The organism is Trichothermofontia sp., from assembly GCF_053493415.1.
This window is the reverse complement of the sequence record NZ_JBRCAD010000189.1, coordinates 38,614-44,613: the sequence shown is the minus strand read 5'-3', so window position 1 is coordinate 44,613 and position 6,000 is coordinate 38,614. Positions and strand designations below refer to the sequence as shown.

At 55.2% G+C, this 6,000-nt stretch carries 5 protein-coding genes and 1 pseudogene; 3 read left to right on the top strand and 3 right to left on the bottom strand.

The window, feature by feature from the left end; translation table 11 throughout:
* Positions 1–666 (bottom strand): SWIM zinc finger family protein (locus tag ACWIUF_RS16760; protein WP_448573667.1); only part of this gene is annotated, 666 nt, incomplete at its 3' end.
* Positions 667–714: 48 nt separating this feature from the next.
* Positions 715–3,861, bottom strand: a complete 3,147-nt coding sequence (locus ACWIUF_RS16755; protein ID WP_448573666.1) for an ATP-binding protein — start codon at positions 3,859–3,861, stop codon at positions 715–717.
* A 472-nt stretch (positions 3,862–4,333) separates the two neighbouring features.
* On the opposite strand from ACWIUF_RS16755, the gene psb34 reads away from it, so the two are divergent.
* Positions 4,334–4,504 carry a photosystem II assembly protein Psb34 gene (gene psb34 / locus ACWIUF_RS16750; protein WP_448573665.1) on the top strand — a complete coding sequence of 57 codons (171 nt, stop codon included), beginning with the start codon at positions 4,334–4,336 and terminating at the stop codon, positions 4,502–4,504.
* A gap of 238 nt (positions 4,505–4,742) precedes the next feature.
* Positions 4,743–5,066 carry a GNAT family N-acetyltransferase gene (locus ACWIUF_RS16745; RefSeq protein ID WP_448573664.1) on the top strand — a complete coding sequence of 108 codons (324 nt, stop codon included), beginning with the start codon at positions 4,743–4,745 and terminating at the stop codon, positions 5,064–5,066.
* 131 nt (positions 5,067–5,197) lie between these two features.
* Here the strand turns inward: ACWIUF_RS16745 and ACWIUF_RS16740 are convergent, their stop codons facing one another.
* A complete protein-coding gene (locus ACWIUF_RS16740) occupies positions 5,198–5,470 on the bottom strand; it encodes a hypothetical protein (RefSeq protein WP_448573663.1) in 273 nt (90 codons plus the stop codon).
* 407 nt (positions 5,471–5,877) lie between these two features.
* Here ACWIUF_RS16740 and ACWIUF_RS16735 point away from each other — a divergent pair.
* Positions 5,878–5,992: pseudogene (locus ACWIUF_RS16735) on the top strand (transposase); the annotation flags it as partial.
* Positions 5,993–6,000 lie beyond the last annotated feature (8 nt).

Genomic DNA, 6,000 nt, shown 5'->3' with positions numbered 1-6,000 from the left:
GACCACCAGTGAGGGTTCCAGGGGTTCGCTATAGTTCCAGAACTGCTCAATCGCGGGTAAGGGGGGCGCGGCTGCGATCGTTGGCGCTACGGGGGGTGCGGCATCGGTAGCCGTTTCCCCCTGGCTCCTGAGTTGGCGCAGGGCAGTGAGAATTTGCTCACGGGTGCGTCCGCGTAGTTGAAACAGCACAAAGGGATCTTCACTAAAGCGATCGCCTAGGAGGTAGTAGACTGCACCAATGTGCTTACAAGGGTTGGCCTTGTCGGGGCAAGAGCAGCGGCTACGAATTTCGGAGAGGGTGAAGGGGAACAGGGAGAGGCCGTTTTGGGTAAAGACTTCCTCGATATTGGCGGGCATTTCCCCCGCGAGGAGTTTGGCAGCAAAAATCGCCCGCTTGGACATGCTTTCGATCACATAGCCCCATTCCTCGTCGCTGAAGGGGTTGAGAAACAGGGACACCTTGTAAGGATCGGGTTCAGTTCCCTGGACATCGGCCAGTACCTTCGGGCCAACAAACTCAATCCGCAGGACATGGCCTTCGCGGGCATAGTTGCGGGCACGTTCCAAGCGTTTTTTGAAGCGATAGGAATTGAGCAGATCCACCCACTGCTGTACCCACCAGGGCTGATCTGGGGCGGTTTCTGGGGGGGAGGGATTGGTGACCATGCCAAATTGTCTTAAGCGGGTGTGCAGGGGTTAGTGGTATGTATTCGCTTATTTTAGAGGGATTGGGGGGCGGTCTGGTGTGACGTGATCGATCGCTGTTTGTGCCCGTAGACTGAGAGCCGCACGATCAAGGGTTTGCTGAAGTTGCGTCAACTGTTCGGTGGCGCGTTGTCCCTCCCCGCTCGTGAATAAGCCTTGGATCAAAACGGCCCAAGCGAGGGCAATCTCACTCGGATGGTTCACAATTTGGGCATTTTCAAGGGCAAATTGGGCACGATCGACCGCCAACGCTGGTTGCTCCCGGTTTAAGTCAGTCTCAGCCAGCCCAATTAAGACGTAAGCCAGCATGCGTTTTGCATCCAACTGTTGCAACGTCGCGATCGCCTGCGTGATCTCGGTATCTGTTTCTGAATCCCCCAATTGATAATGGGCCAAGGCCATCAACGCCTGTGCGATCACCGCCTCACTGCCTTCCCCTTGCATTTTTGCCGCCACGGCCTGCATTTCCTCACCATAGGCTAGGGCGGCCTGGGGTTGCCCCGTCTCCAACTCAAGCATGGCCAAATAGCTGAGATAGGTACACTCGCGCCAGTGATCCTGCTGGGCTTGGGTCAACCGCCATGCCCGTTGCAAGTACGATCGCGCCTCTGGATAGCGGCCATAGTGACGGGCCACACAGCCCAACCCACTGAACAGATCGCACAGTTCTAGGCCAACCCGGTTTGCCAATGTCTGGGCCTCCAGGAGCAGCGCTTCTGCCCGTCGCATATCCCGGCCAATTTCCGCCAAACACGAACCGCTATAGGCCAACATCTGGGCCGCGATCGCAGGACTCGCCACCCGACTCACTTCAGCGGCCTGGAGGGAATGCTGATGCACATCGGTAAAGTTACTGCGATCGAACTGCAAGCTCATTAAGGTTTCCAGGGCGATCGCTGCGGCCTGGGCTACCCCCAACCGCTTGGCCTCATCCAGCACCTGCTGCACCTCATACTCCAACTGCATTGCCCGATCGCCCGTCACCCCCGCCAGGAAACCCACCCGCAGCAAACTGGCTTGGAGAACCAGGCGCGTCTGGGGCGGTAGCCCTTGGCAATGGTGCAGCCCCTGTTGGGCAAGCGCGAAGGCTTCCGCATAGGCAAATAATTTCAGACACCGTTCTGCTGCGGCAAGGGCCGCCGAGGCTGCTAGGGCACGATCGCCGCCCAAGGCCGCGTGGTGGGCAATGGTACTGGCAAGACTCTGGTCGGGGGGGGCCTGCTGGTCGAGTTTATGCGCAATCTGGGCGTGGATAAGTTGCCGTAGTGGTTCCGATAGCTGGGCATAGACCACCTGCCGCACGATATCGTGGGCAAAATCATAGCCCCGTTCGGTCTCCCCAGCCGTGCTGGGCCGAATAATCGCCTGTTGCTCCAATTGGGCGATCGCCGCTAGTAACTGGGTCGTTGGATAGTCGGCCACATAGGCCAGCATCGAAGGTTGAAAATTACGGCCCAAGGCAGCAGCCCACGGCAAAATTGCTCGCGTTGCACTATCCAGTTGCTGGAGGCGATCGCGAATCAGGGCTTCAACTGTAGGGGCCGGTTGATTAGGGTTCCAGGTGCCATCGGTACCGCCTTGACGCGATTCGCCTGGGGCAATGCTCCGCGATCGGGCAATTTCCAGGGCAAAAAGAGGATTCCCGCCGCTATCGATAAACACCTGGTTGACCACCGATAGGGATAAAGCGGCGGCGGGGATTGCCTGGGTACTGCGAATTAACGCGGCAGTTTGCTCGCGATCGAGAACCTGCAATTCCAGGGTTTGCAACCATTGTTCCCGGCGTAGCGCTTGGATGACTTGTGAGACCGCCGCATGATCAACTAATTCCTGCGGGCGGGCGGAAAAGGCAAATAAAACGGGCAAGGGCCGCAGTAAACGGATGGCATAGTGCAGCAGGGCAGCGGAAGCGTCATCTAGCCACTGGATATCATCCAGAAACACTAACAGAGGTCCCTGAGCTGCCCATTGTTTGAGCAGATGGACGACGGCATCAAATAAATGACTCAGGTCAGGCGATGCGTGGGGCGGTTTGCCCACTTCGGGTAGTAAAAAGCCGAGTTCAGGGGGAATGTCTGTGGTTGCGGTCATCGCCCCCGATCGTAACGCATCAATCCAAACGCCATAGGGTCGCATCTGCTCAGCCGCAAAACCATGTCCCCACAGCACCTGGGCATGATGGGTGGCCGCTAGACTGCGTAGTTCTTCCAGGAGGCGGGTTTTGCCAATCCCAGGTTCGCCGCATAAGAGCAATACTTTAGGTTGAGCATCTAGGGAGCGATCGCCGGAAGTTGGGTGAGGCATTCCCGGTAAAACGGTACTGACCCATTGCTGAATCAAACCCCATTCGTGTTCGCGGCCCACTAGGGGTGATGGGGCTGAACGGGAGATAGGGGCTGGTAGCGATATTGACGGAAGCGTAGGCGCAAGGGGGCGATCGACAAGGGGGCGATCAACATTAGGCGATACGTCAGGGATTTCCGCCTCCATCAGGAGGGCTTCATAAAGCTTGCGGGTGGCCCCACTGGGATCAACCCCTAACTCTTCCCGTAACATTGTCAGGCACTGGTGGTAAACCTGTAATGCCTTGGCCCGATCGCCATTCAACCCATGTAAGCGCATGAGGGTGGCATAGGTCGCTTCATTGAGGGGATCAGCCCGGAGACGGTGTTGGGCATAGGCGAGGGCGGTGGGGTAATCGTGTTGGGTTTCAGCGACCTGGACGAGTTGCCCTAAGGCCCAAAGGTAGCGATCGCGCAGACGTTCGCGATCGGGCTGTAACCAATCCTCTTCCCAATGCGGGAGCAGATGACCCCGGTAGTGTTCCAGGGCTTGTGCCAACTGGGTGCGCAGGGTTTGGGGATTCGCCGGTTGTTCGGCAGCTTTGGTAGCGGTTTCAAACTCAATGACATCGAGACTAAAGTTCCGGCTGGGTAACCATTGCAACGTTTTGGTATCAACTTGAAGATAGTCGTCTGCGTGGGGCAGGCTATGGCGTAGGCGGCTTAACTCTTTGCGCAAATTAGCCCGTGCTTGCTCGTCGGTTGAGTCTGGCCACAGGTGAAAGGCGATCCGTTGTCGGGATTGGGCGGTTTGACGATTCAGAAGCAGGTAGGCCAAGAGAGCCTGCGATCGTCCGCTACTGAGGGTAGTCACGGGACGATCCTCAAATACGAGGGAAAATCCCCCCAATAGTCTGATCCTGAGTAAAGACATGATGAGGGTAGATCCAGAACTATGGGGCCGTGTTCCTTATGCCTTGTCGAGTTTGTGGGGCATGAGCAGGAGGGTATTTAGGGTTTGGGATCGGGTAGCTTTGCCGTGTTATTCGTTACCAGATGCGAGGTCGCAAGGATTCGTCATTCTCTCGCGTATTGGCAATGCACCCGGTGCGTCCCATCATCGGAAACTCGGTGAGTTGGTCTACCGCTACTTGAATTCTGCGCACGAGCTGAGTGGCCGGTTGCACGTCTGGGCCGAGTGACGCGCTGTGCTTGCCGGATGATTAGCGACTCAAATTAGATCCATCAATAATCAATCTGTCAAGTACTTGACAATAAACTTAACAATGCGTTACATTGTGTAACAACAGGACAGACAACACCCCTTACTCACAGAGGCAACGACGATGTATACTACCCAACTCGACAACGGCATTCTCAACAACTACGCTAAAGAGCCGGAAATGTACTATGCCACGTACCCCTCGGCGTTCCAGCAACAACGGTATGCGCTGCAAGGCGGTCTGGCGACGTTGTTTGTGACGGCCCTGGTGCTGTTCTCTTTTGGGATTCACTAAAGGTTTTCGCTGATTTGACTACTCCTTATTGGTTTCTCCCTATTTCGGTTTTTGGAATTGAGGCTTGATTGCTCTGGCTGTTTCAGTCAGGGCTTTTTTGTTGGGCATGGCCGGTCTTGTTACGACTGGCAGCAGGATGGGGATGGAAGCTGGCTGCCTAGGCTAAAGATCAGCGCCATGCCTGCTGTGCGACTGGTTATTGTTGAGAGGGGGTATTGATGCCAATCCGTATTTACCGGTGGCTGAAACCTGGGTGTACGAACACCTAGGCCAAGTAGTTGGTTTCATGGCGTTGCTTGGCCAAACGGTCGGTGGGTTCTTTGTTGATCCGGCCATGCAAGGCCGAGGAGTAGGTCTTGCCCTGATGGATTATGCGGTGCAGCTTAAAGGCGCACTAGCCGTGGATGTTTTTGCGCAAAATACGATCGGGCGGCATTTTTATAATCGCTACGGTTTTATCGAAATGGGGGGCAGCCAACATCCTGAAACCGGCATGACTTTAGTACATCTACACTATGGTAAACCTGTCTGTCCGAGCGAAACTTTATGTTTGATGTACTAGTAGCTCGAACAGTAAATTCTGCAACGTTCGTAGTGCTGGCTTTAGCCGGCAACGACTAAAGTCGTTACTACCAACGTTGCGAAACTTTATGTTTGCTGTACTAGTCGTGCGCAATCTCCTGCGATCGCAGCTTACTGGGCTTGAAAACGATCGAGTAGTTCGGCCCGCGACAAAGAGCAAAGGCGTATAGTCTTCGGATCGATCATGGCGGTTCGCAGCAGGCTTGGCAAGTGGTAAACCCCCGTAGGCCAATCGGGTTGTGCGATCGCCCCCAGTCCGGTGAGTTGGGGTTGGGTGATGGCACTGGCGAGAATCCACAGTTGCGGCAGATCTGTCTCTAGCAACGCGGCTTGCTGCTTTTTGGCCTGTCCTTGCTGCTGGGCTTGGATCAGGAACAAGGTCAAACCGAATACGCGTCATCAGCGTGTAAGAGACCGACTTAAGGACAGCAGTTACGCTTGGATAACCATAAAAAAATTTTTTTCAAAAAACATTTCGTAGGGGCGGGTTGCACCCAAATCGATGGGGAAAACGCAAAATCTACCTGAACCCGCCCAGCCTCAGGATACCGATGGTTAACCCAAAATCTAAAAAAACGCGATCGTCTTGATGTACCGCGCTCTCTAGGCAGGGCAGGTTTATCAAGATTGATTTGCCTCGTTGAAATATTCTGGAAAACCTGCCCCTTGTATGTTGAGGATTAGGTAACCCGTCTGCCCCTGGGTAAAGAATACCGCTTTGTATTGATGTCAGTAAAGCGACCCGCGATGTCCATATCCTGCCGCAAGCCCTGGCCTGCCAGTCTCCGAATGCAGTCAACGGCATTGGCCCGGTCACTGCGGCGCGTTGTTTAGCCGAATTGCCGGAACTTGGCACCTGGAGCGATCAACAGATTGCTCGTTTAGTGGGGGTTGCCCCCATTAACCACGGCCGA